Raw genomic sequence first — 501 nt, forward strand, 5'->3', positions numbered from 1 at the left:
TGTAGCTGTTCAAAAACATACTTTAATAGTTGATTTCCTCCCTTTGGAGTCTCATGTAGATTTTTCCCATGATCTCTATTGTCACCAAAATAGATGAACTTTCCTGTCTCTTTTTCAATTATGTCTGGCCAATCAGGATTTACTAGGTCAGTATATATTCCACACAATCTATAACGATGATCTTTTTTTGATCCTGATATTCTAAACCCCCCCATGTTTTCGCATTTTAGTAATTTACTAATAGGGTCAGCCGAAACATTATCCTTCGGTCCCCCTTCATAAATTGCTTCTACGGTGAGATCTGCATCAATTAGGTCTTCAAATTTTATATATGTATCCATATTGTCCCCCCAAATATATTTTCCACGGTTAGGTTTTATTTGTAGTTATCATGTAAAGTAATTTATAATCACATTATATAAGATTCCTTTTAAAACTTTGTATTTTGTAATTGTACTGATACATATTTTTATATGTAGTCAAGTACATTTTAATTTATTA

At 31.1% G+C, this 501-nt stretch carries 1 protein-coding gene; it reads right to left on the reverse strand.

Annotation, left to right across the window (positions count from 1 at the left end):
* Positions 1 to 341: hypothetical protein (locus AC27IT_RS28410; RefSeq protein WP_487092363.1), on the reverse strand; the 341-nt coding region annotated here is incomplete at its 3' end.
* Positions 342 to 501: the final 160 nt, after the last annotated feature.

The organism is Brevibacillus sp. YAE8 (assembly GCF_057543335.1).